At 63.0% G+C, this 22,741-nt stretch carries 21 protein-coding genes, 1 other RNA gene and 1 pseudogene; 11 read left to right on the top strand and 12 right to left on the bottom strand.

All coding sequences use genetic code 11. The features are described 5' to 3' along the window. The first annotated feature begins 20 nt into the window (after positions 1–20). The 3 genes from dapE to YH63_RS09460 are packed head-to-tail and all read left to right on the top strand — an operon-like array spanning position 21 to position 2,140. Positions 21–1,178, top strand: coding sequence for a succinyl-diaminopimelate desuccinylase (gene dapE, locus YH63_RS09470; RefSeq protein ID WP_046827817.1), 1,158 nt, complete (start codon positions 21–23; stop codon positions 1,176–1,178). Between the two features lie 11 nt (positions 1,179–1,189). Further along, positions 1,190–1,747: a 5'-methylthioadenosine nucleosidase gene (locus YH63_RS09465; RefSeq protein ID WP_170978738.1), complete on the top strand. Its 558-nt coding sequence runs from the start codon at positions 1,190–1,192 to the stop codon at positions 1,745–1,747. A gap of 12 nt (positions 1,748–1,759) precedes the next feature. After that, complete coding sequence (locus YH63_RS09460) at positions 1,760–2,140, top strand: RidA family protein (protein ID WP_046827819.1); 381 nt, start codon at positions 1,760–1,762, stop codon at positions 2,138–2,140. Between the two features lie 205 nt (positions 2,141–2,345). Here YH63_RS09460 and truA read toward each other — a convergent pair whose 3' ends face one another. From truA to def, 3 genes are read right to left on the bottom strand one after another with little or no spacing between them, the layout of a single operon-like run. Then, positions 2,346–3,083: a tRNA pseudouridine(38-40) synthase TruA gene (gene truA / locus YH63_RS09455; protein ID WP_046827820.1), complete on the bottom strand. Its 738-nt coding sequence runs from the start codon at positions 3,081–3,083 to the stop codon at positions 2,346–2,348. Then, positions 3,083–4,018 (bottom strand): methionyl-tRNA formyltransferase, encoded by a 936-nt coding sequence (fmt, locus tag YH63_RS09450; protein WP_046827821.1) that lies wholly within the window; start codon positions 4,016–4,018, stop codon positions 3,083–3,085. Before fmt ends, truA begins: the two co-directional genes overlap by 1 nt. 26 nt (positions 4,019–4,044) lie before the next feature. Then, positions 4,045–4,560: a peptide deformylase gene (def, locus tag YH63_RS09445; RefSeq protein WP_046827822.1), complete on the bottom strand. Its 516-nt coding sequence runs from the start codon at positions 4,558–4,560 to the stop codon at positions 4,045–4,047. Between the two features lie 171 nt (positions 4,561–4,731). Here def and YH63_RS09440 point away from each other — a divergent pair, with 171 nt between their 5' ends. Then, positions 4,732–5,946, top strand: a complete 1,215-nt coding sequence (locus YH63_RS09440) for a DNA recombination protein RmuC (protein ID WP_046827823.1) — start codon at positions 4,732–4,734, stop codon at positions 5,944–5,946. Positions 5,947–6,155: 209 nt separating this feature from the next. Beyond that, entirely contained in the window at positions 6,156–7,532 is a 1,377-nt protein-coding gene (locus YH63_RS09435) for an AmpG family muropeptide MFS transporter (protein ID WP_046827824.1), read from the top strand. Here the strand turns inward: YH63_RS09435 and YH63_RS09430 are convergent. The 5 genes and pseudogenes from YH63_RS09430 to ffs all read right to left on the bottom strand — a co-directional run bounded on the left by YH63_RS09430 (position 7,529) and on the right by ffs (position 10,996). Next, complete coding sequence (locus tag YH63_RS09430; RefSeq protein WP_046827825.1) at positions 7,529–7,939, bottom strand: hypothetical protein; 411 nt, start codon at positions 7,937–7,939, stop codon at positions 7,529–7,531. The genes YH63_RS09435 and YH63_RS09430 overlap by 4 nt on opposite strands. Before the next feature lie 36 nt (positions 7,940–7,975). Then, positions 7,976–8,581, bottom strand: a complete 606-nt coding sequence (recR, locus tag YH63_RS09425; protein WP_046827826.1) for a recombination mediator RecR — start codon at positions 8,579–8,581, stop codon at positions 7,976–7,978. 1 nt (position 8,582) lies between these two features. Continuing rightward, a pseudogene (locus YH63_RS09420) lies at positions 8,583–8,909 on the bottom strand (YbaB/EbfC family nucleoid-associated protein); the annotation flags it as partial. Positions 8,910–8,926: 17 nt separating this feature from the next. Continuing rightward, positions 8,927–10,810: a DNA polymerase III subunit gamma/tau gene (locus YH63_RS09415; protein ID WP_046827828.1), complete on the bottom strand. Its 1,884-nt coding sequence runs from the start codon at positions 10,808–10,810 to the stop codon at positions 8,927–8,929. A gap of 89 nt (positions 10,811–10,899) precedes the next feature. Then, positions 10,900–10,996, bottom strand: an RNA gene (gene ffs / locus YH63_RS09410) — signal recognition particle sRNA small type. Between the two features lie 202 nt (positions 10,997–11,198). Here ffs and YH63_RS09405 point away from each other — a divergent pair. The 4 genes from YH63_RS09405 to YH63_RS09390 all read left to right on the top strand — a co-directional run bounded on the left by YH63_RS09405 (position 11,199) and on the right by YH63_RS09390 (position 14,272). After that, positions 11,199–11,621 (top strand): HIT domain-containing protein, encoded by a 423-nt coding sequence (locus tag YH63_RS09405; RefSeq protein WP_046827829.1) that lies wholly within the window; start codon positions 11,199–11,201, stop codon positions 11,619–11,621. A 74-nt stretch (positions 11,622–11,695) separates the two neighbouring features. Beyond that, complete coding sequence (nudC, locus tag YH63_RS09400; protein ID WP_046827830.1) at positions 11,696–12,637, top strand: NAD(+) diphosphatase; 942 nt, start codon at positions 11,696–11,698, stop codon at positions 12,635–12,637. 82 nt (positions 12,638–12,719) lie between these two features. Further along, positions 12,720–13,670 (top strand): sugar kinase, encoded by a 951-nt coding sequence (locus tag YH63_RS09395; protein ID WP_046827831.1) that lies wholly within the window; start codon positions 12,720–12,722, stop codon positions 13,668–13,670. Between the two features lie 92 nt (positions 13,671–13,762). Continuing rightward, on the top strand, positions 13,763–14,272 hold the full coding sequence (locus YH63_RS09390; protein WP_046827832.1) for an Lrp/AsnC family transcriptional regulator: 510 nt from the start codon (positions 13,763–13,765) through the stop codon (positions 14,270–14,272). Positions 14,273–14,337: 65 nt separating this feature from the next. On the opposite strand, the gene YH63_RS09385 is transcribed toward YH63_RS09390, so the two are convergent. Next, positions 14,338–15,837 (bottom strand): phosphomannomutase/phosphoglucomutase, encoded by a 1,500-nt coding sequence (locus YH63_RS09385; RefSeq protein ID WP_046827833.1) that lies wholly within the window; start codon positions 15,835–15,837, stop codon positions 14,338–14,340. A 149-nt stretch (positions 15,838–15,986) separates the two neighbouring features. Here YH63_RS09385 and YH63_RS09380 point away from each other — a divergent pair, with 149 nt between their 5' ends. Beyond that, on the top strand, positions 15,987–16,589 hold the full coding sequence (locus tag YH63_RS09380; protein ID WP_046827834.1) for a DUF938 domain-containing protein: 603 nt from the start codon (positions 15,987–15,989) through the stop codon (positions 16,587–16,589). A gap of 9 nt (positions 16,590–16,598) precedes the next feature. Here the strand turns inward: YH63_RS09380 and YH63_RS09375 are convergent, their stop codons facing one another. From YH63_RS09375 to YH63_RS09365, 3 genes are all read right to left on the bottom strand, one after another. Continuing rightward, positions 16,599–17,138, bottom strand: coding sequence for a TIGR02281 family clan AA aspartic protease (locus YH63_RS09375; RefSeq protein WP_046827835.1), 540 nt, complete (start codon positions 17,136–17,138; stop codon positions 16,599–16,601). A gap of 161 nt (positions 17,139–17,299) precedes the next feature. Further along, a complete protein-coding gene (gene hrpB / locus YH63_RS09370; protein ID WP_046827836.1) occupies positions 17,300–19,903 on the bottom strand; it encodes an ATP-dependent helicase HrpB in 2,604 nt (867 codons plus the stop codon). A 302-nt stretch (positions 19,904–20,205) separates the two neighbouring features. Beyond that, entirely contained in the window at positions 20,206–21,516 is a 1,311-nt protein-coding gene (locus YH63_RS09365; protein ID WP_046827837.1) for a UDP-glucose dehydrogenase family protein, read from the bottom strand. Between the two features lie 147 nt (positions 21,517–21,663). Here YH63_RS09365 and YH63_RS09360 point away from each other — a divergent pair, with 147 nt between their 5' ends. Beyond that, positions 21,664–22,722, top strand: a complete 1,059-nt coding sequence (locus YH63_RS09360) for an acyltransferase family protein (protein WP_046827838.1) — start codon at positions 21,664–21,666, stop codon at positions 22,720–22,722. Positions 22,723–22,741 lie beyond the last annotated feature (19 nt).

The following is a 22,741-nucleotide window of genomic DNA, read 5'->3' as shown; positions in this document are numbered from 1 at the left end:
TCGCACATAAAGAAAGCCTGATGTCGAACGACGCCCTCTCCATCGCCCGCGATCTGTTGCGCTGCCCGTCGGTCACGCCTGCGGATGCCGGCGCGCTCGGCGTGCTCGAAAAATTGCTGGGCGATGCCGGGTTCGAGATGCATCGCGTCACCTTCTCCGAGCCGGGCGCGGCCGACATCGACAATCTCTATGCGCGGATCGGCACCGGCAGCCCGCACATTACGTTTGCGGGTCACACCGACGTGGTGCCGCCGGGTGACGAGGCGGCGTGGACCCACGGTGCGTTCGCGGGCGACGTCAAGGACGGCATGCTGTACGGGCGCGGCGCGGTGGACATGAAAGGCGGCATCGCCTGCTCCGTCGCCGCCACGCTTGAATATCTCGCCGCGAATGGCGGCAAGCCGAAAGGTTCGATTTCGTTCCTGATCACCGGCGACGAGGAAGACATCGCCGTCAACGGCACCGTCAAGCTGCTGAAGTGGGCGGCGGAGCGCGGCGAAAAATTCGATCATTGCGTGCTGGGCGAACCGAGCAACGTCAACGAGATGGGCGACACCATTAAAACGGGGCGGCGCGGATCGCAATCCGGCACGCTGATTGTCGATGGCGTGCAGGGCCATGTCGCCTATCCGCACCGCGCGTCGAATCCCGTTCCGGATATCGCTGCGCTGATCGCGGCATTGAGCAGCGACCCACTGGACAAGGGGACCGATCATTTCCAGCCGTCGAACCTTGAGTTCACCTCGGTCGATGTCGGCAACACCGCATGGAACGTCATCCCCGCGCAGGCACGGGCACGCTTCAACATCCGCTACAACGATTGCCACACCCGCGAATCCCTGCGTGCGCTGATCGAAGAGCGCGTGACAAAGGCAAGCGGCAACCGCATCAAGGCGCATATCGCGTGGGAGCCGTCGAATGCTGACGTGTTCCGGACCAAGCCGGGACCGTTCACTGATCTCGTGGCCGCGGCCATCGAAGATGTCACCGGGCGCAAGCCGGACCTCAACACCGGCGGCGGCACGTCCGACGCGCGTTTCATCACGCATTACTGCCCGGTGCTGGAATTCGGCCTTGTCGGCCAGACCATGCACCAGATCGACGAACGCACGCCGGTGTCCGACCTCGACAAGCTTACGACAATCTATCGCGGCGTGCTGGATCGCTACTTCGCATGAGTGCTGAAAGCATGAGCGGTCACGTTATCATTCTCAGTGCGATCGACACCGAGCTGAACAAGGCGCGCGCACCTGAGGGCGTCGAGGTGATCTACACCGGCGTCGGCAAGATCAATGCGGCGAGCATCGCGACGCTGGCGGTGATGGCGCTGCAGCCGAAGCTCATCGTCAACTACGGCACCGCCGGCAAGATCGCCCACATCCACAACGGCCTTGTGGAGGTCGCGCACACTGTTCAGCGCGACATGGCGGCGATGCCGCTGGCGCCGCGCGGCCGCACGCCGTTCTCGCCGGAGATGGACCGGCTGTCCTCCGGTCACGGCAGCGTCGTCTGCGGCACCGGCGACAGCTTCGTTACGTCCGTCGATCCATGGCTGGTCGAGAACAACATCGACATTGTCGACATGGAGCTGTTCGCCATCGCTCATGTCTGCCAGCGCCACGGCGTACCATGGCGGGCATTCAAGTTCATCACCGATGCCGCCGATGAAAACGCCGCCGACCACTGGAACGAAAACGTTGCCAATGGCGAGGATTTGTTCTGGGATGTGATGAAGACGCTATCGTAACGGGGAATGCCCATGCAACGCCGCAACATCAACGCCGCCGACGCCCCGCAACCCTTCGGCTATGCGCAGGTCTGCGAGGTCAGCGGCGCGCAGCGCCTGGCCTTCGTCAGCGGACAGATTCCACAAACCGTGGATGGCACCGTGCCGGAGACGTTCGAGGCGCAATGCCGGCTGATCTGGGCCAATATCGAAAGCCAGCTCAAGGCCGTCGACATGACCCTCGCCGACGTCGTCAAGGTCACGGTGTTTCTGTCGGACCGGAAGTACGCGCTGGAGAACCGTACCGTTCGCCAGAGCGTCCTCGGCACCCTTGCCCCGGCCATGACGGTGATCATCGCCGGCATTTTCGACAGCAAGTGGCTGCTGGAAATCGAAGCCACAGCGGCGGCGTAAACTCCTCCCTCGCCCCGCTCTTGCGGCTCTTGGACCCTCTCCCCTTGTGGGAGAGGGTGGCGAGATTGAGTGAAACGAAATCGAGCCGGGTGAGGGGGTAATCTCCGTTTACACACGAGCGCATTTACCCCTCACCCGCCCTCGCTTTGCTCGGGCACCCTCTCCCACAAGGGGAGAGGGAAAGTGAGCGCAGCATCCGGCTCACCTAATACTCGACACGCACCAGATAAAGCCCGTCCGGCGGCGCGACAGGGCCGCACGCGGCGCGATCGCGAGCCTCAAGCGCGCGCCGCATATCCTCGGCTTTCCAGCGCCCGTGACCAACCCACACCAATGAGCCGACCATCGAGCGCACCTGACTGTGCAGGAACGACCGCGCCGAGGTGATGATGTTCACATCGTCGCCATCGCGCGTCACGTCGAGCGCATCGAGCGTCTTCTCCGGCGACTTCGCCTGACATTCAGTATCGCGGAACGTGGTGAAGTCGTGCTTGCCGACCAGCACCTGTGCGGCCTCCTGCATCGCCTCGACATTCAGCGGCCGCGCCACACGCCACGCATGCCCGACCTTAAGCGCGAGATTGGCCCGGTGATTGACAATCCGGTAAATGTAATGACGCTTGGTCGCTGAGAACCGCGCATCGAACGTCTCCGGCACAATCTCTGCTGACAGCACGCCGATGGGATTTGGCCGCAGATGCGCATTGAGCGCATCACGCACACGGTCCGCTCTATAATCCTTCACGAGGTCGATATGTGCGACCTGCCCGAGCGCATGCACGCCCGCGTCGGTACGGCCCGCACCGTTGACGCGGACATCGCCGCCGGTCATGGCCTTTACCGCGGCCTCCAGCGCGCCCTGCACGGAAGGGCCGTTGTCCTGATATTGCCAGCCGCAGTAGGGCGTGCCGTCATATTCGATAATGAGTTTGTAGCGGGGCATCAAACCACGACCCGCGCCGGCGGCTTCAATTGCGTGCCATTCAGAAATGCATCGGCTTTCATCGGTGGTTTTCCGGCGCGCTGCAATTCCAGAATCCGGATCGCGCCATCGCCGCAAGCAATGGTCAGCTTGTCATCCAGCAAATCGCCTGGCGCGCCAGAGCCCTTCGCCAGCTCGCAACGCAGCACCTTGATACGCACCGGCTCACCATCGATGACGATCTCGAACCACGCGCCGGGAAACGGCGACAGGCCGTGAATATGCCGCAGCACCTCGCGGGCAGGTTTGCTCCAGTCGATCCGCGCTTCGGCCTTGTCGATTTTCGCGGCGTAAGTGACGCCCTGCTCGCTCTGCTTGGTCAGTTGCAGGCCGCCGCGTGACAGCCCGCCCATCGCCCGCACCATCAGGTCAGCGCCCAGCGGCGCCAGCGTGTCGTGCAGGTCCTGTGCGGTCATCGTGTCGGTGATCGGCAGACGCTCGGCCATCGCGACATCGCCGGTGTCGAGCCCGACGTCCATCTTCATGACCATGACGCCGGACTCAGCATCGCCCGCCATGATCGCGCGGTTGAGCGGCGCGGCACCGCGCCAGCGCGGCAGCAATGACGCGTGGAGATTGAAACAGCCGAGCGATACGGCGTCGAGAATGTTTGCGGGCAGGATCATGCCGTAGGCGACCACCACTGCCGCGTCGGCATTGTGCGCGCGAAACTCCGCTTCGGCTTCCGGAGTCCTCAAGGTCTTTGGCGTCAGCACCGGGATGCCTAGCTGCCGCGCGGCCTGCTCCACCGGGGTCGCCTGCAATTTCATGCCGCGCCCTGCCGGCTTCGGCGCGCGCGTATACACCGCCGCGATCTCGTGACCGTGGTCCGCGAGCGTCAGCAGCGTCGGCACCGCGAAGTCCGGCGTGCCCATGAAGATCAGACGAAGCGGCATGCAAAAATCGCTTTCGGCGACTGGATTTATTTCGCCGCGAGCTTGGCGGCCTTGGTGAACTTCTTCATCACGCGGTCGCGCTTGAGCTTGGAGAGATAATCCACGAACAGAACGCCGTTGAGATGGTCGATTTCGTGCTGGATGCAGGTGGCGTAAAGTCCCTCGGCATCTTCCTCGTGAATCTTGCCATCGATGTCCATGAAGCGCACGCGCACCCGCGCCGGCCGCTCCACCTCTTCGTAGTATTCCGGAATCGAAAGGCAGCCCTCTTCGTAGACCGAGAGTTCCTCGGACGCCGACAGGATTTCCGGATTGATGAAAACGCGCGGTTCCTTCTCCCCCTCCTTCTTGGAGAGGTCCATGGTGATCAGCCGCAGCGGCACCGCGATCTGGATCGCGGCGAGACCGATGCCCGGCGCCTCGTACATGGTTTCGAACATGTCGTCGGCGAGTGCCCGGATCTCGGGCGTGATCTTTTCGACCGGCTTGGAAATCAGCCGCAGCTGCTTGTCGGGTAGGATGATGATGTCACGATTGGCCATGGGCGCGATGTAATGGGAGCGCCCGCCGCGGTCAAACCCGGCGTGACATCAGGCGCTTGGCCGGAAGCGAAAGTCGTTAACCGGTGATTAACCATAAAAATCAGGGAGTTGTTAACCATAAATGTTCCCCATTCGTTCGCATCTGGTCCCGAATCGGGTTACAACGGCGACATGAACGAGATCCTTTTCATTGTCGGCGATGTGCCGGTCCGCATGAGCGCTGCCCTCATCGCATTCGGCGCGCTGGCGCTGCTTTTGCTGCTGGCCATCGCCATCGTCATCGCCCGCTCTGGCCGCAAGGGTGCGGAGGCGGCCATGGCACAGGCCGTGCGCGCCGACGAGCTCGAGGAGCGGTTGGCCGAGGTGCTGCGGCTACAGAGCGAATCCACCGGCCGCGTTCATGAAATGGGACAGGCGCTGGTCGGGCGGCAGGCGGAGATGGCCCGCGCCGTCAACGAGCGGCTGGATTCGGTGACGCACCGCGTCGGCCAGTCGATGGAACAGACCACGCGCAACACAATGGATAGCCTGCGCGTGCTGCACGAACGCCTCGGCATCATCGACAACGCGCACAAGAATCTCACCGACCTCACCTCGCAGGTGACGACGCTACGCGACGTGCTCGCCAACAAGCAGTCGCGCGGCGCGTTCGGCCAGGCCCGCATGGAAGCCATCGTGCAGGACGGCATGCCGAAGGGCTCTTTCGCGTTCCAGCACACGCTGTCCAACAACAAGCGGCCGGACTGCGTGATATTCCTGCCGGACCAGCGGCCGCTGTGCGTCGATGCGAAATTCCCGCTGGAGGCTGTCACCGCACTGCGCGACGCGCGCAGCGACGAGGAAAAGAAATTCGCCACCCAGCGGCTGCGGCAGGACGTGATGAAGCACGTCACGGACATCGCCGACAAATACCTGATCCCCGGCGAAACGCAGGACACCGCCCTGATGTTCGTGCCGTCGGAATCGGTCTACGCAGAAATTCACGACGGTTTCGACGACGTGATCCAGAAGGCCTACCGCGCACGCATCGTGCTGGTGTCGCCGTCACTGCTGATGCTGGCCATCCAGGTGATGCAGCAAATTCTGAAGGACGCGCGGATGCGCGACGCGGCCGATCAGATCCGCACCGAAGTGATGCACATGTCGGACGACCTCGCCCGGCTGCGCGAGCGCGTCGTCAAGTTGCAGAAGGACTTCGGCAACGTGAACGAGGACGTGCGCCAGATCCTGATTTCCGCCGACAAGATCGAAAAGCGCGCCGGCCGTATCGAGGAACTGGATTTCAGCAAAGCCAGCGAGCCCACTGAGACGCCGCGCGTCGTTGCGTCCGGCGGACCCGATCTGTTTCCCACCCATCCGCTCCGCAAGTTGCAGGCGGGGGAGTAGCGTCAGCCTCTTCCGCGACCTTCCCGCGGTGCTGGCCACATACACGATGTCGTCCCCGCGCAGGCGGGGACCCATACTCCCTGAACTAACGATCCTGAATAAGTCCTCGGCGCAGCATCCGGGAAAACAACCTGGGCCGGTGGTTATGGGTCCCCGCCTGCGCGGGGACGACGCGGGGAAAGATCGCCCGAATCTGCTAACACCCCTGCATGACAGCGCCTGAAACCGTCAAACCGACGCCAGCTTCTGCCCGCACCTCGTGGCGTGAAGCGCTGGCGGTCTATCTGCAGCCTCGCGTGCTGATCGTGCTGGTCCTCGGCTTCTCATCCGGCCTCCCGCTGGCGCTGTCCGGCTCGACGCTCCTGGTATGGATGCGCGAATCCGGCGTCGATCTCGGCACCATCGGCCTGTTCGCCCTGGTCGGCACACCCTACACGCTGAAGTTTCTCTGGGCGCCGCTGGTGGACGCGCTGCACGTACCGCTGCTGACGAAGTGGCTGGGGCGACGGCGCGGCTGGCTGGTGTTCGCGCAATTGTTGCTGATCGCCGCGATTTTACTGCTCGCCGTTACCGATCCGGCGAAATCGCCGTTCTATGTCGCACTCGGTGCGTTGCTGGTCGCAGCCGCATCCGCCACGCAGGATATCGTGGTCGATGCCTTCCGCGTCGAGAGCCTGCCCGAGAGAGAACAAGCCGCCGGCATGGCCTCATACGTCGCGGCCTATCGTGTCGGTATGCTGATCTCGACCGCCGGCGCGCTGTTTCTGGTCAGCGGTTTTGAAGCCACCGGCCTGACCAAATCCATCGCCTGGATGTGGGGCTACATCGCAATGGCGGCGATGGTGCTGATCGGCATGATCGCAGCGCTCATCGCCACCGAACCCGAACAGTCGCGCCGCGCCAAGGAAGCAACCAGCGGCGAGAGCGCCATCACACGCGTCACCAACGCCTCTGTCGGCGCTTTCACCGAATTCCTGATCCGCAAGGACGTCTGGGCGGTTCTTGCATTTGTCATTCTCTACAAGTTCACGGATTCGTTTTCCGGCACCATGACCGCGCCGTTCGTGATCGATCTCGGATTCACGCGCAACGACTACGCCGCCATCGTCAAGGGCGTTGGGCTGGCCGCGACGCTGATCGGCGGCTTTGCCGGCGGATTCCTCGCGCGTGCATGGTCGCTGGAAGCCTGTCTGTGGACCGGCGGCGTGCTTCAGGCGATCTCAAATCTCGCCTTCGCGTGGCTCGCTTATGTCGGGTTGAACCAATGGGCGCTGGCGCTGGCGATCACGGTGGAGAATTTCACCGGCGCGATCGGTACGGTGATCTTCGTCGCCTATCTGTCGTCGCTGTGCCAGAGCCCGCTGCATACCGCGACCCAGTATGCGCTGCTCACCGCGTTCGCGGCGATCGGCCGGACCTATCTTTCGGCGGGCGCCGGCTATGTCGCGCAGGCCACCGGCTGGCCGGCGTTCTTCGTGCTCAGCGTGCTGGTCGCGGTGCCGAGCCTGATCCTGCTGGCGTGGCTGCAGCGGCGCGGACATTTTGAGACATTGCGACGGCGCGACGCCGTTCCAGCCGACGCTTAGTGCCTGGTCACGACGTTCCACTTGGTGACGATGGCGTCGCTCAACTGCCCGGCGGCCTGCGCACAGGCCATCTCATTGGCCTTCAGCGCAATGCTCTTGCCGATAAAGGGCTTTAGCGCCGCTGCTTCCGCGTCGCTGTTGGTCACGATCTGAAACGTCTCGGGGCCGGTTTCCAGATTGCACAGGCCGGTCGGACCCGGCAACCGCCGCGGTTCGCTGGTCAGCTGATAGGTAATGACGCGCTTCTTCTTCGGGCCGGAACGCATCGCGGTCAGTTCGCCCGACAGCACCTCGCCGGTGTTGATCGGCTTGGCCTTTTGCTGCGCGAACGCGTCGGAGGACATCAGGACAGCAAGGCAGCCCGCGGCAAGCATTGCGGGCACATTCGCGAACAGGCGGAGAATCATGCGGCTTCCATGTTGTGAATTCAGTTTCAGGGCAGATCAGAACAGCGTCCGCTGCCGCATGGCAGCCGACAAAGTTCCTTCGTCGAGATAATCAAGCTCGCCGCCGACCGGCACGCCATGCGCCAGCCGGGTGACCTTGACGTTGGCATCCTGCAACAGGTCGGTGATGTAGTGCGCGGTGGTCTGGCCATCGACTGTTGCATTGAGCGCGAGGATGATTTCGGTGACCCGTGGGTCGAGTGCGCGCTGGACCAGTGCATCGATGGTCAGGTCCTGCGGACCGACACCATCGAGCGGCGACAGCGTCGCGCCGAGCACGTGATAAAAACCATTTGTGGCATGAGCGCGTTCGAGCGCCCAAAGATCGGCGACATCCGCCACCACGACGATGATCGAGGAGTCGCGCCGTGTATCGGTGCAGACCGTGCAGGGATTCTGCGTATCGATATTGCCGCAGGTGTTGCAGACCTGAATCTTCTCAATCGCCACTTGCAGAGCCGACGACAGCGGCGTCATCAGGGCTTCGCGTTTCTTGATCAGATGCAGCGCCGCGCGCCGCGCCGAGCGCGGGCCAAGCCCCGGCAGCCGCGCCAGCAGCTGGATCAGGCGTTCGATCTCGGGACCGGCAACAGCGGTGGGCATATTAACCGAGACCCAATCCCGGCGGCAGGCCGAGGCCGCCGGTCAGCGTCTGCATTTTCTCCTGCATGGCAGCTTCGGCCTTGCGCCGCGCATCGTTATGCGCCGTCACCAGCAGGTCTTCGAGAATTTCGCGCTCGTCCGCCTTGACCAGCGACGGGTCGATTTTCACGGCTTTCACTTCGCCCTTCGCCGTCATGCGCACGCTGATCAGCCCGCCGCCGGAGGTGCCTTCAACCTCGATGGTTTCGAGTTCGTCCTGCAGCGCCTTCATCTTCGACTGAAGCTGCGCCGCCTGTTTCATCATGCCGAGAAAATCAGCCATGAACGGTCCTTTATCGAATTGAGTTAGAGATCGTCGTCTTCTTCGGCCGCAGCGACGGGTCCGGAGTCATCCGCGCCCGAGCCAGTATCCGGCGCGATGCGCCGCACATCGATCACCTGCGTGCCCGGAAATTTCGCCATCACCGCCTGCACCCGCAGATCGGCATGAACGCCGTCGGTGAGTTTTTCCTTCGCCGCCTGCGCCTGCGCACGCAGCGTCGGCTGGCCGGCCTCGTTAGACACGATCACGGTCCAGCGCCGTCCGGTCCACTGTTCGAGCTTGCGCGACAATTCATTGACAACGGAGCGCGCGGCGCTGCGTTCCAAAGAGACTTCGAGCCTGCCGTCTTCCATGCGCACCAGCCGCATGTCGGCTTCGAGCGCTGACTTGATCTGCAAATCGCGTTTTTCGCCGGTCAGAGCGACGAGTTCAGCGAACGTGTTCAGCCGCAGCACCGGCGCAGCCTCAACCGCAACAGGTGCGGGCGCAGGAGCGCTCATCTGTGGACGCGGCGAGGTATCGAGGGCGGGCCGTGTGCTGGATGCCACCGCGCGCAGTTGCGAACCGTCATCGCCACCTGACGACAGCATCGCGGACGAGCCGCGCGGCGCGGCGTTGCCGACCACATTGCCGCCAAGCATCGGCGACGAACCGCCGTTGGCGTCGATCATCTTGATCGCTTCATCCGGCGTCGGCAGATCGGACACGTAGGCGATGCGCACCAGCACCATTTCGGCGGCAGCCTGCGGCCGTGTCGCTGCCTGTACTTCGGCAATGCCCTTGAGCAGCATCTGCCACATCCGCGACAGCACCCGCATCGAGAGCTTGGCCGCGAAATCGCGCCCGCGCGTGCGCTCGGTTTCGCCCAGCGCCAGATTGTCCGCCGTCGCCGGCACGACCTTCACCCGCGTCACGAAGTTCACGAATTCGGCGAGATCGCTCAGCACCACCACCGGATCGGCGCCGGTGTCATACTGATCGCGGAACTCCTTGAAGGCTGCGGCGATGTCGCCGCTCGCCAGCGACTGGAACAGATCGATCACGCGGGTGCGATCGGCGAGACCCAGCATCTGCCGCACGTCCTCGGCGCGCACCATGCCCGCCGCATGCGCGATCGCCTGATCGAACAGCGACAGCGAATCGCGCACCGAACCCTCGGCGGCGCGCGCAATCAGGCCCAGCGCCTCCGGCTCAGTCTTGACGCCTTCCTTATCCGCAATGCTCGCCAGATGAGCCATCAGCACATCGGATTCGACGCGCCTGAGATCGAAGCGCTGGCAGCGCGACAGCACCGTGACCGGCACTTTGCGGATTTCGGTGGTGGCGAACACGAACTTGGCGTGCTCGGGCGGCTCTTCCAGCGTCTTCAGGAAAGCGTTGAACGCCTTCTCCGAGAGCATATGGACTTCGTCGATGATGTAGACTTTGTACCTTGCACTCGACGGCGCATAGCGCACGCCGTCGGTGATCTGACGCACGTCGTCGATGCCGGTATGCGAGGCAGCGTCCATTTCGAGGATGTCGATGTGCCGGCTTTCCATGATCGCCTGGCAATGCACGCCCATCTTCGGCATGTGGATGGTCGGCCCTTTGACCGACCCGTCCGGCAATTCGTAGTTCAGCGCGCGGGCGAGAATGCGCGCGGTCGTGGTCTTGCCGACGCCGCGGACGCCGGTGAGAATCCAGGCCTGCGGAACGCGCCCCGCCTCGAACGAATTCGAGATGGTGCGAACCATCGCTTCCTGGCCGATCAGATCCTCGAATGTCCCGGGACGGTATTTGCGCGCGAGCACGCGATAGCCGGCCCCCGATGCAGAGCCTGACGCCGGTGAAGAGGCTGGCGCTCCGCCGAGTTCAAAACCCGGCTGATCGTCCGCAGTCGCGCCGGCAATATCAGCATCGGTCATCAATCGATCCGCGATTGTCGCAAGGCTCTTGAAAAGAGAGCGTCTTGCGGAAAGCCGGCGTTAGCACGCTGGGCGCGCGAAAAAGAGAAGTAGGAGACTGACGAGCGACCCGATCCGGACCTCGTTAGGGCTGCTTCCTTCCGGACCTGACCCGGTTGGCGAGTGGCTCGTCCACCGCCAATCTCCCGGTCCCTATTTGGGGCCAAAACCGACGGAAAGCAAGCGCGCGACGGCGGTTCGCACCACGTTGTTACGGCTGATGAAATTGGCAAGCGCCGGGGCTGGCGTCAGCGGGTCCCGCCCCGATGGAACAAAGACATGGATGCCCCGCGCAAAGCCGGGCATGACAGGTGTTGTTTGCAACCCCGCACTCTGCAAAATTGGCGAAATGTCCTCCTCCTCCGCCTGGTCACTCCATTCAACCCTCGAAAAAGACACCATCAATATCGGCGACCTGCCGCTGTCGCGTGTGCTCGTCATCAAAGATGCGAACTATCCGTGGCTGCTGCTGGTGCCGCGCCGCGCGGACGTTATCGAGATCATCGACCTGAATGAAGTCGAACAGGCGCAGCTGATGACCGAGATCAACCGCGTCGCGCGCGTGCTGAAGGAGGTCACCAAACCCGACAAGATGAACATCGCGGCGCTGGGCAATGTCGTTCCGCAGTTGCATGTTCATATCATTGCACGCCGGACCTCGGACGCGGCGTGGCCGCGGCCGGTCTGGGGGGTGGTGCCTCCACTGGTCCACGATCCGCAGGAAGTCGAAACATTCATCGCCGCGCTTCGCCGCAAGATCTGGCTGAGCTAAGGGCATGATCCCGAAAGTAGGCACCGGTTTTCGGAAAAGATCATGCCCAAAATTGAAACTCAGGCTGAAAATCAATGACAACAAAAAATGATCCCTTTCCGCTCGGACAACCGGGCTTCGTGTCCCATCCGATCGACCGCGCGGCGCATGTCCGCACCGACGCCGAGAAACTGTTCGCACTGGAAACCCATCGCAACGCGCGAGCCTATGTGGTGCATCGCGATTCGCTCGTGGTCACCCTCGGCGCCGATGGTCCCCGCGCATTGCTGACGCTGGAAGAGGCGCAGAAGTTCGGCGCCAATCCCGGCACCATCTTTCTCGGCCTGCACGAGGGCGCGGCGATTTTCGGCATGGGCATCAGCGCCACAGCCGCCGAGGACCTGATGGGTCGTCAGGATGTCGGCGTGGAAAACCTGCGCGCCGTCGCCGCGAGCGGCGCTATACCGGCGCGCGAACTCTCCACGATAGCGATGGCAAAGTCGCTGGTGAGCTGGCATCAGCGTCATGGCTTCTGCGCCAACTGCGGCGCGCGCTCGGCCATGGCGGACGGCGGCTGGAAGCGCGTATGTCCTACCTGCAAGACCGAGCATTTTCCGCGTACCGATCCCGTCGTGATCATGCTGGTCACAGCGGGTGACAAGTGCCTGATGGGGCGCCAGTCGCAATTTCCACCGACGATGTGGTCCTGCCTTGCGGGATTCGTCGAAGCAGCGGAAACCATCGAGAACGCGGTACAACGCGAGATTCTGGAAGAGGCCGGCATCCACTGCACCGACGTGCGCTACTACATGACGCAGCCGTGGCCTTATCCGTCATCGCTGATGATCGGCTGCACCGCGCGTGCCACCACCACCGACATCGTCGTGGACAAAACCGAGCTTGAAGATGCTCGCTGGTTCAGCCGGGACGAGGCCGTGAAGATGCTCGCCAAGACTCATCCCGAGGGCATGACAGGCCCTCATCCGGTCGCAATCGCACACCACCTTCTGGCGAACTGGCTCGCGGAAACAGCATAGTTATTGCGGTTCCGCACAAGGAACCGCATCGCGTGTCATCGATTGTCTTGGTCACAGCCATTTCGGGCGAGGCGCAGTGTCAGTGAACATCCACAATCAGTCACACAAGAAATCTCCACGAATCCTCTGCATCGGTATGCCGGTGCGCGATCTGATATTCCGCGTGGCCGACGTGCCTGCGCGCGGCAACAAGGAATATGCCAGCGAGTTCGTCGAGGTCGCGGGCGGCAATTCGCCGAATGCCGCCATTTCGATTTCGCGCCTCGGGGGCCGTGTTCTGCTCTCGGGCCCGATCGGCGGCGCGCTGGCAGCGAGCAATGCCATCATCGACGATCAGTTCAGGAGTGAAGGCATCGATACCAGCGGCCTTGTGATCGTCGATGACGTGGTCACGCCGATCTCCAGCGTCATGATTGATCCCAGCGGCGAGCGCACCATCATCACCTTCCGCGATCCGAAACTATGGACCGTGGCACTGCCGCCTTCGGAAACCCTGCTTGCCGATTGCGACGCTATTCTGATCGAAAGCCGCTGCGCGGAATTCGGCACCGATGTGTGCGCCGAAGCGCGTCGCCGCGGCATTCCCGTCGTCATCGACGGCGACCGGTTGATGTCGATGCGTGAAGGGCTGTTGCAGGTTGCCTCGCACATCATCTTTTCGGCAGAGGCACTGCACGCCACCGCCGGCGAAAGCGACGATGTCACCGCGCTGCGCAAGCTGGCACTAGTGACCCCCGCATTGCTCGGCGTCACGTCGGGCGCCAAGGGCGTGACATGGCTCGATCAGCAGGGTGAGCCGCGGCAAATGCCGGCTTTCCCGGTCCATACCGTGGATACGCTGGGCGCGGGCGACGCATTCCATGGCGCGTTCACTCTGGCGATCGCCGAAGGCCTTGCGCTGGAAGCGGCGATGCGTTTCGCCTCGGCCACGGCTGCACTCAAATGCACGCGCTTCGGCGGGGCCTTTGGCTCCCCGCAACGCATTGAAGTTGAAGAGTTTTTAGCATCCAACCCGGTCGAGGCGATGGCATAGAGGCTCTCTAAAGGCCAGGATTTGGGCTTGTCTGAGAAGAATTTTCTATATATGAGGGTTTCAATCCTCAATTATGGAAGAAAGTTCTTTCCATGTCCGACGCCGCCGTTGTCATCGCTGACGCCCCGCGCCGCCTTGACGCCATCGATCGCAAGATTCTGACCGTACTCCAGGACGACGCCTCGCTGTCGGTGGCCGAAATCGGCGACCGGGTCGGGCTGTCCTCGACGCCGTGCTGGAAGCGCATCCAGCGCATGGAGGCCGAGGGCATCATCCTGCGCCGCGTGGCACTGGTCGATCAGAACAAGATCGGTCTCGGGATTTCGGTGTTCGTGTCGGTGGAAAGCGGCGACCATTCCGACGCCTGGCTGAAGAAATTCGCCGACGCCGTCAGCGCCATGCCTGAAGTGATGGAGTTCTATCGCATGGCCGGCGACGTCGACTACATGCTGCGCGTGGTCGTCGCCGACATGCAGAGCTACGATATTTTCTACAAGAAGCTGATCAGCGCCGTGGCGCTGAAGAACGTCACCTCGCGCTTCGCGATGGAAAAGATCAAGTCGGTGACGGCGCTGCCGGTGCCTGCAATCAGCGCGGCTTAATCATCCGTTCAAATAGATCAGGCCGTCTCCGCGAAGACGGAGACGGCCTGAGCATTTTATCGGTCTCAGATCTTCTGATTGTACTCGCCGACTTCCGGATGGGTGCGCAGCACCGAATCCATCGCCTCGAACATGTCGCGCATGCGCTGTTCGGAGACCGGGCTTTCCACCACAACCACCAGCTCAGGCTTGTTGCTCGAGGCGCGCACCAAGCCCCAGCTGCCGTCCTCGCAAGTGACGCGCACGCCATTGACGGTGACCAGATCGCGGATCGGCTGACCGGCGACCTTGGCATCCTTCGCCTTCAGATCCTCGAAATGCTTCACCACCTGCGTGACGATGCCGTACTTGGTTTCGTCCGAGCAGTGCGGCGACATGGTCGGCGACGACCAGGTCTTCGGCAACGCGTCCTTCAGGTCCGCCATGGTCTTGCCGGCCGCGTGGTCCAGCATGTCGCAGATCGCAATGGCGGAGACGAGGCCGTCGTCATAGCCACGACCGATCGGCGCATTGAAGAAGAAATGGCCGGACTTTTCGAAGCCCGCCAGCGCCTTCAGCTCATGGGTGCGGCGCTTCATGTAGGAATGGCCGGTCTTCCAGTAGGTCGTGTGCGCGCCCTGCTTTTGCAAAACCGGATCGGTCACGAACAGGCCGGTCGACTTCACGTCGACCACGAACTGCGCGTTCTTGTGAATCGCGGACATGTCGCGCGCCAGCATCACGCCGACCTTGTCGGCAAAGATTTCCTCGCCGGTGTTGTCGACCACGCCGCAGCGGTCCCCGTCACCGTCAAACCCGAGCCCGACGTCGGCCTTGTGCTCAAGCACCGCATCGCGGATCGCGTGCAGCATTTCCATGTCTTCGGGATTCGGATTGTACTTCGGGAAGGTATGATCCAGTTCCGTGTCGAGGCGAATGACCTCGCAGCCGATCGCTTCCATCACCTGCGGCGAGAACGCACCTGCCGTGCCGTTGCCGCAGGCAACCACGACCTTCAGCTTGCGCTTGAGTTTGGGCCGCTTGGTGAGATCGGCGATATAGCGCGCCGGAAAATTCTCGACGAAGTGATACGAGCCCGCGGGCTTGAGCTTGAAATCGGCGTTGAGCACGATCTCCTTGAGGCGATTCATTTCATCCGGCCCGAAGGTCAGCGGACGATTTGCGCCCATCTTCACGCCGGTCCAGCCGTTGTCGTTGTGCGAGGCGGTGACCATCGCCACACACGGCACGTCGAGTTCGAACTGCGCGAAATACGCCATCGGCGTCACCGCAAGGCCGATGTCATGCACCTTGCAGCCAGACGCAAGCAGGCCCGAAACCAGCGCATACTTGATCGAGGCCGAGTAGCTGCGGAAGTCGTGCGCGGTGACGATCTCCTGCTTCTGTCCCATCTCGCCAATCAGGGTGCCGAGGCCCATGCCCAGCGCCTGAATTCCCATCAGGTTGATTTCTTTCCCGAACAGCCAGCGCGCGTCGTATTCGCGGAAGCCGGTCGCCTTCACCATCGGCTCGGATTCATAGGCATAGGTGTTCGGAATCAGTTCGGGCTTCGGCTTCGGAAACATTCAGATGGCCTCGTGACAATGCGGGCGGGCGATATCCAGCAGCTTTAGCGAATGCTTGGAACCGTGGAAAGGCGGGAGCCAAGCATTTACGAACGAATTGCGGCATATTGGCAGCCAACCCATACAGCTTTCATTCAGATCGGATACGCATGACCGACCGCCGCCTTGAGTATCCCGCCACCTTGCGCAACCGCGACGCCATTCTCGATGTGCTGCGCGGCGTGCTGCCCGCCTCCGGTCTGGTGCTCGAGATTGCCAGCGGATCGGGTGAACATGTCGTACATTTCGCACGGGCGTTTCCCGGCCTGACGTTTCAGCCCTCCGATCCCGAGGACGCCGCCCTGCAAAGCATCAAGGCGTGGACGCAGGACACTGGCCTCGCCAACGTGCGGCCGCCGGTGATGCTGGACGCATTGTCAAACCACTGGCCGGTGACCGCGGCAGACGCTGTTCTCTGCATCAACATGATTCACATCGCGCCGTGGCAGGCGACCGAGGGCCTGTTCCATGGCGCAGCGAAACTGCTGCCCGGCGGCGCGCCGCTGTATCTGTACGGGCCCTATCGGCGCGCGGATATCGTCACCGCACCGAGCAATGAGGCGTTCGATGCGAGTCTCAAGGCACGGAATGCCGAGTGGGGTTTGCGCGATCTGGAAACGGTCGCTGATCTGGCGCGTTCGGTGGGATTCTCCGCGCCGGTGATCACCGAAATGCCGGCGAACAACCTGAGCGTGGTGTTCCGGCGGGTGTGAGAGCGAAGCTTACTGCTCCATCACCAGCTTGCTGCCGGCGAATTCATAGCGCCTGAGCTTCGACAGGAACGACAGGCCGAGCAGGTTTTCCGACAGCGCCTCGTCGGGCAGCACCAGGGCATCGACATCGCGCACGACAAGCCCGCCGATGTCGACCATCGCAAGCCGCGTGCGAGCGGCCTTGATCGATCCGTTCGCCGTGGAAACATTTGCGGTGTAATCGCTGGGCCGCGGCCGGACACCGATCTCCGCCGCTGACGATTCGTTCAGCGCGATCACCGACGCGCCGGTATCGACCATGAAGCCCAGCCGGCGGCCATCGACGCGGCCCTCGGTCTGGAAATGGCCGCGACTGTCGCGCGGAATGGTGACGCTGCGGAGGGCAGCATTGCCGGTGGTCATCGGCTGCACCGACGCGAAGGCGTTCATGGCCTTGGCCTTGTCGACCGACTTGGCCTGCGCCTTTTCGGTAGTGATCGTGTCCGCGACTTTCGCCATGGACGTGCCGAACACGATCAGAATGGCCGCCAGAATCATGATGCTACGCATAACGCATACGCCTGTACTCACCGGTCCCGCGCCGAAGTTTATGGGAACCACATCACAACGGGCCGAAAGTTGACTGTCCGGTCCCGGCGAAGAGGGCTTTTTCCGAGATAAGGGTGAGGGAAGTATTAAAGCGCGCCTCAGGAACCGCCCCGAAGGAGGCTTTACGTCCCGCGCGGCTTGACCCGGCGGGTCGGCGGCGCGGATGCCGGATCCTCCGGCCAGGGGTGGCGCGGATAGCGCCCGCGCAAATCGGAGCGCACGGCGGCATAGGACCCGCGCCAGAAGCCCGGCAGATCGCGCGTCACCTGCACCGGGCGATGCGCGGGCGAGAGCAACTCGAGCACCAGCGGAATTTTGCCCTTCGCGATCGACGGGTGAACATTGAGCCCGAACAGTTCCTGCAAACGAACCGCAATGGTGGGTCCCTGCTCGGCTTCATAGTCGATCGGCAGCGACGTTCCCGTCGGCGCCTCGAAATGGGTCGGCGCTTCGCGGTCGAGCCGCGCGCGCTGATCCCATGGCAGCAGATTCATCAGCGCATCGGACAGATCGCCGGCGGAAAAGTTCGCCAGCGAGGTCTTGTCGAATAGCGCAGGCGCGAGCCAGTCGTTGCGCGTATCCGCCAGCGCGCTATCGGAGAGATTGGGCCAATCCTCGGGCGAGGCCGCGCGCAGAAACATCTCGCGGTCGCGCCACTGCTTGAGCGGCTTCGACCACGGCAGGCGATCCAACCCCAAAGCGACAAGGCCGTCCGCCAGCACGCGCGCAGTGTCCGCCGAGGGCGAGACCGGCAGGGTTTGTTCCGAGAGCGTGATCGCGTGCAGCTTCTTCCTGCGCCGTGCGCGCAGCGCCATCGCGGACCTGTCGAACGTGATCTCGTCATCGGTCTGGATGTGATCGGCGAACTGCGCCTCGATTTCGGCCTGCGTGATCGGCGCCGCCAACAGGATGCGCCCGTTCGCCGCCGTCCCCGTCAATTCGGCGACGGCGATGTACGGCGATTTCGCCAGCGCGGAGGTCTGCTCGACGCTCGCGCCGCGCCCGTTTGCCAGCACGAACGATCCATTGCCACGATTGCGCGCCACGCGATCCGGAAATGCCAGCGCCAGCATGAGGCCCGTGGAGAGTTCTGAATCAAACTGCGACGAACTGATCGACTCCCCTCCCCCTTGCGGGGAGGGGTTGGGGGTAGTTTTTCTCGCTCTCGAAGACAGAGTCCCCCCTCCCCGACCCTCCCCCGCAAGGGGGGAGGGAGAAGAAGAAGTCCGCGCCCCGCCATCATCCTCATTCGCCGCAACCTGCCTGGTCCAGCGCTCCGCCAACTGCCGCGCAGCCTGCGCGCGCTGCGAACGGTCGCGGCGGAAGTTATCCAGCCGTGCATCGAGGTCGGCGCTGTCACCGCCAAGACCGCGCTCGGTAAGTACGGCAGCGATCAGCGCAGCCTCTTCGCCCGAACCCAGCCGATGCGAATCCACGATCATCCTTGCGAGGCGCGGCGGCAGCGCCAGCGCACGCAGGCTGTTGCCTTCCGGCGTAATGCGGCCGGACTCATCGAGCGCGTTCAGTTCGCGCAGCAGGGCGCGCGCCTCGGTCAGCGCCGGCAGCGGCGGCGAATCGAGAAACGCCAGCGTTGACGGATCGGTCGCGCCCCAATGCGCAAGGTCCAGCACCAGCGACGATAGATCGGCCGAGAGAATTTCCGGGCGTGTGTAGGCTTCCAGCGATGCGGTCTGGGGCTCGTCCCACAGCCGATAGCAAACACCGGGTTCGGTACGTCCGGCGCGGCCGCGTCGCTGATCGACCGCAGCGCGCGAGGCGCGGATGGTTTCCAGCCGCGTCAGGCCGATGTCCGGTTCATAGCGCGGCACCCGCGCCATGCCGGAATCGACCACGATCCGCACGCCTTCGATGGTCAGCGATGTCTCTGCGATGGACGTCGCCAGCACCACCTTGCGCTGTCCCTTGGGCGGCGGCGAGATGGCGCGATCCTGTACGGTGGCATCGAGCGCGCCGAACAGCGGCACGATCTCGGTGTTGGGGTCGCTGACGCGTTCATTGAGAAACGTCTGCGTGCGGCGGATTTCGGCGGCACCGGGCAGGAACGCCAGCACCGATCCGGTATCGGCACGCAGCGCCGTCGCAATGGCGTCCGCCATCTGACGTTCGATCTGCATATCGGGCTTGCGGCCGAGATAGCGGGTGTCGACAGGAAACGCGCGGCCTTCACTGGCGATCACCGGCGCATCGCCGAGCAGCTTCGCCACCCGCGCACCGTCGAGTGTCGCCGACATGACGAGGATGCGCAGATCTTCGCGCAGTCCGGTTTGCGCATCACGCGCCAGCGCAAGGCCCAGATCGGCATCGAGCGAGCGTTCATGGAATTCGTCGAACAGCACCGCAGCGACGCCGGACAATTCCGGATCGTTGAGAATCTGCCGCGTGAAAATTCCTTCGGTGACCACCTCGATCCGCGTCGCACGCGAGACTTTCGAGCCAAAGCGCACACGATAGCCGACGGTCTCGCCGACACGCTCGCCCAATGTGTGTGCCATGCGCTCGGCGGCGGCGCGCGCGGCGATCCGGCGCGGCTCCAGCACGATGATCTTTTTTGTGCCGATCCATCCTGCATCCAGCAACGCCAGCGGCACCCGCGTGGTCTTGCCCGCTCCCGGCGGCGCGACCAGCACGGCGGTGTTGCTGCGCACGAGCGTCGATGTCAGTTCATCGAGAACCGCATCGATGGGAAGGGGCGTGGAGAAGTTCATGCTGTTTCTATAATGCGTCATGGCCGGGCATAGTAGTCTGCCTTGCGCAGACTACGTAAACTTGTCTGCGCTCCCGGCCATCCACGTCTTGCTGCGCATTTAGTACGTCGGCATTTGCAAAAATTTCTGCGTCGTCCCCGCGAAGGCGGGGACCCATACTCCCAACGTGATTGTTCAGCATCGATGGCCGATGCGTCCGAAGCACGCAACGATAACAATTGTGAATTCAGGGGTTATGGATCCCCGCCTTCGCGGGGACGACATCGTAAATGAAACGCAAGAATCTTTTAAGGGAGCAGCGTTCAAATCGCCCCGCGCCCGACGCTCTCGTAGGTGAACCCCAACTCTTCCATCTCGTCGCGGCGATAGATGTTGCGCAGGTCGACCATCACGGGATTGGCCATCTCGCGCTTCAGCCGCGTCAGATCGAGCGCGCGGAATTGCCGCCATTCGGTGACGATCACCAGCGCATCGGCATCCTTGGCGACCGCATAAGGATCTTCGCAATACGTAATATCCGGCAATTCGCCCTTCGCCTGCTCCATGCCGACCGGATCGTACGCGCGCACCTTCGCGCCGAGATCGAGCAGCCCGGTGACCAGCGGGATCGACGGCGCTTCGCGCATGTCGTCGGTGTCCGGCTTGAAGGTCAGCCCGAGCAAACCGATGGTCTTGCCGCGCAGGTTGCCGCCGAGCGCGCTGGCGACCTTGCGCGCCATGGCTCGTTTTCGATTGTCGTTGACGGCGAGCACCGCCTCGACAATGCGCAAGGGTACATCGTGATCCAGCGCGGTCTTCACCAGCGCGCGGGTGTCCTTCGGAAAGCACGAGCCGCCGAAACCGGGACCGGCGTTGAGAAACTTCGGACCGATGCGATTGTCGAGCCCGATGCCGCGCGCAACCTCCTGCACATCGGCGCCGACCTTCTCCGACAGATCCGCCATCTCGTTGATGAAGGTGATCTTGGTCGCGAGAAATGCGTTGGCGGCGTACTTGATCAGCTCTGCCGTTCTCCGCTCGGTGTACATGATCGGCGCCTGATTGAGATACAGCGGGCGATAGACCTCGCCGAGAACTTTCCGCGCGCGCTCGTCCGACGTTCCGACCACGATGCGGTCCGGATGCTTGAAGTCGCGGATCGCCGCGCCCTCGCGCAGGAATTCCGGATTGGACGCGACGGCCACATCGGCCTGCGGGTTGGTTTCGCGGATGATGCGCTCGACTTCGTCGCCGGTGCCGACCGGCACGGTGGATTTGGTCACGACCACGGTGAAGCCCTGCAAGGCCTTGGCGATCTCGCGGGCGGCGGCATGCACATAGGTCAGGTCGGCGTGGCCGTCGCCGCGCCGCGACGGCGTGCCGACCGCGATGAACACGGCGTCCGCCTCGCCAACCGGGCCGGCCAGATCGGTGGTGAAATCGAGCCGCCCGGCGCTCACGGAGGCGGCCACCAGCCGGTCCAGATCGGGCTCGAATATCGGAATTTCGCCGCGGTTAAGGGCGGCGATCTTGCTGGCAGCGGTATCGACGCAGGTCACGCGATGGCCGAAATCCGCAAAACAAGCCCCGGACACCAGCCCCACATAGCCCGTGCCAATCATGGCAATCCGCATGTATTTACCCGCTCAAGTTAACGATGTTGTTGTCGCGGGCGCTTTTAGCCCAATTCCGCGTGAAGTGGGCACAACATTTGTACGAATAAAGGAGAAAGAAACCCATGCGCCCCATGATGGCGCGCAGTTGGACCGAAACGAGACACGATGAGCAACAACGGCACATCCGGCGCGCTCCTGTCCCCCGCCTCCGAGCGGATCGACTGGGTCGACTATGCCAAGGGCATCTGCATCATCATGGTGGTGATGATGCATTCGACGCTGGGCGTCGAGGCGGCCGCGGGCAAGCAGGGCTTCATGCACCTGTTCGTCGAGTTCGCAAAGCCGTTCCGGATGCCGGATTTCTTCCTGATTTCAGGGCTGTTCCTGGCGCGGGTGATCGACCGCGACTGGCGCACCTATCTGGACCGCAAGGTGGTCCATTTCGCCTACTTCTACGTGCTATGGGTCACCATCCAGTTCGGCTTCAAGGCTCCCGGCTTCGCCGCCGAGCAGGGCTGGAGCCATGTCGGTGTCATGTATCTGCAATCTTTCATCGAGCCGTTCGGCACGCTGTGGTTCATCTACCTGCTGCCGGTGTTCTTCGTGGTGACCAAAGCCACGCTGCGCATCCCCGCAGCGCTGATCTGGCTGATCGCCGCATTGCTTGAGGCCGCGCATATCGCCACCGGCTGGACCGTGATCGACGAATTCGCCGCGCGCTTCGTCTATTTCTATTCCGGCTACCTGTTCGCGAACTATGTATTCGCGCTGGCCGATCGTGCACGCGACAAACCAAACCTCGCGCTGGCGGGCCTTGCGACCTGGGCGCTGATCAATGGCGTTCTGATGTTCGCAGGCTTCGGCGACCGCCCGGTGATTTCGCTGGTGCTCGGATTTGCCGGCGCCTGCGCCGTCATCGTCACCGGCACATTGCTCGCCCGCGCCAACTGGCTCGGCTTCCTGCGTTATTTCGGCGAACACTCCATCGTGATCTATCTGGCGTTCTTCCTGCCGATGGCAATCACGCGCGTTGTGTTGCTGAAGACGGGTATCATTCCGGACATCGGCATGATCTCGCTGATCGACACCATTGCGGGCGTACTCGGCGCGCTCTTGATGTGGTGGGGCGCGAAACGCGCCGGGCTCAACTTCCTGTTCGAACGGCCCGCCATGTTCTGGATCGCGCCGAAGAAGTCGCGATCCACGTTGCAGGCGGCGGAATAGCTCAACATTTCCGTGAGGA

The sequence above is a fragment of the Afipia massiliensis genome, from assembly GCF_001006325.2.
GTDB lineage: Bacteria > Pseudomonadota > Alphaproteobacteria > Rhizobiales > Xanthobacteraceae > Afipia > Afipia massiliensis_A.
Note: the sequence above shows the minus strand (reverse complement) of the source record. Positions and strands in the feature narration are given on the sequence as shown.

Excerpts from the sequence above, each read along its gene's own strand:
- dapE (WP_046827817.1), top strand. The coding sequence starts at position 21 with ATGTCGAACGACGCCCTCTCCATCGCCCGCGATCTGTTGCGCTGCCCG.
- YH63_RS09465 (WP_170978738.1), top strand. The coding sequence starts at position 1,190 with ATGAGCGGTCACGTTATCATTCTCAGTGCGATCGACACCGAGCTGAAC.
- YH63_RS09460 (WP_046827819.1), top strand. The coding sequence starts at position 1,760 with ATGCAACGCCGCAACATCAACGCCGCCGACGCCCCGCAACCCTTCGGC.
- truA (WP_046827820.1), bottom strand. The coding sequence starts at position 3,083 with ATGCCCCGCTACAAACTCATTATCGAATATGACGGCACGCCCTACTGC.
- fmt (WP_046827821.1), bottom strand. The coding sequence starts at position 4,018 with ATGCCGCTTCGTCTGATCTTCATGGGCACGCCGGACTTCGCGGTGCCG.
- def (WP_046827822.1), bottom strand. The coding sequence starts at position 4,560 with ATGGCCAATCGTGACATCATCATCCTACCCGACAAGCAGCTGCGGCTG.
- YH63_RS09440 (WP_046827823.1), top strand. The coding sequence starts at position 4,732 with ATGAACGAGATCCTTTTCATTGTCGGCGATGTGCCGGTCCGCATGAGC.
- YH63_RS09435 (WP_046827824.1), top strand. The coding sequence starts at position 6,156 with ATGACAGCGCCTGAAACCGTCAAACCGACGCCAGCTTCTGCCCGCACC.
- YH63_RS09430 (WP_046827825.1), bottom strand. The coding sequence starts at position 7,939 with ATGATTCTCCGCCTGTTCGCGAATGTGCCCGCAATGCTTGCCGCGGGC.
- recR (WP_046827826.1), bottom strand. The coding sequence starts at position 8,581 with ATGCCCACCGCTGTTGCCGGTCCCGAGATCGAACGCCTGATCCAGCTG.
- YH63_RS09415 (WP_046827828.1), bottom strand. The coding sequence starts at position 10,810 with ATGACCGATGCTGATATTGCCGGCGCGACTGCGGACGATCAGCCGGGT.
- YH63_RS09405 (WP_046827829.1), top strand. The coding sequence starts at position 11,199 with ATGTCCTCCTCCTCCGCCTGGTCACTCCATTCAACCCTCGAAAAAGAC.
- nudC (WP_046827830.1), top strand. The coding sequence starts at position 11,696 with ATGACAACAAAAAATGATCCCTTTCCGCTCGGACAACCGGGCTTCGTG.
- YH63_RS09390 (WP_046827832.1), top strand. The coding sequence starts at position 13,763 with ATGTCCGACGCCGCCGTTGTCATCGCTGACGCCCCGCGCCGCCTTGAC.
- YH63_RS09385 (WP_046827833.1), bottom strand. The coding sequence starts at position 15,837 with ATGTTTCCGAAGCCGAAGCCCGAACTGATTCCGAACACCTATGCCTAT.
- YH63_RS09380 (WP_046827834.1), top strand. The coding sequence starts at position 15,987 with ATGACCGACCGCCGCCTTGAGTATCCCGCCACCTTGCGCAACCGCGAC.
- YH63_RS09375 (WP_046827835.1), bottom strand. The coding sequence starts at position 17,138 with ATGCGTAGCATCATGATTCTGGCGGCCATTCTGATCGTGTTCGGCACG.
- hrpB (WP_046827836.1), bottom strand. The coding sequence starts at position 19,903 with ATGAACTTCTCCACGCCCCTTCCCATCGATGCGGTTCTCGATGAACTG.
- YH63_RS09365 (WP_046827837.1), bottom strand. The coding sequence starts at position 21,516 with ATGCGGATTGCCATGATTGGCACGGGCTATGTGGGGCTGGTGTCCGGG.
- YH63_RS09360 (WP_046827838.1), top strand. The coding sequence starts at position 21,664 with ATGAGCAACAACGGCACATCCGGCGCGCTCCTGTCCCCCGCCTCCGAG.